This is a genomic window from Pantoea sp. Cy-639 (assembly GCF_011752525.1).
Classification (GTDB): Bacteria; Pseudomonadota; Gammaproteobacteria; order Pseudomonadales; family Pseudomonadaceae; genus Aquipseudomonas.
The window spans coordinates 1-340 of record NZ_VWXI01000059.1; the positions used below are offsets into that span (position 1 = coordinate 1).

1 protein-coding gene is annotated in these 340 nt (G+C 66.5%); it reads left to right on the top strand.

Translation table 11 applies throughout. From position 1 onward, the window contains the following. On the top strand, window positions 1–340 hold a 340-nt coding region (locus tag F3J43_RS23715), incomplete at both ends, for a DUF2345 domain-containing protein (RefSeq protein WP_166893029.1).

Here is a 340-nt window from a genome sequence, read left to right on the forward strand (position 1 = left end):
CGAAAAACGAGTTCGCCGAATTCACCCAGCCGCACCTCGTGGTCTCGAGCCCGGCCGGCATCGCCCTGACCACCCCCGGCCCCAACCACCTCACCAGCGGCAGCCACCTGGCGCTGAGCAGCACCGGCCACACCAGTATGTCGATCGGCAAGCGCCTGCTGGCCAGTGCCAGCCAGGGCATGCGCCTGTTCGTGCAGAGCCTGGGCTGGAAGCTGGTGTCGGCCTCCGGCGACATCGACATCCGCGCGCTGAAAGACAACATCAACCTGCTGGCCAAGCTCGACATCACCGCCAACGCCGAGCGCATCGTGCTCACCGCCAAGACCGAGCTGGTGATCCA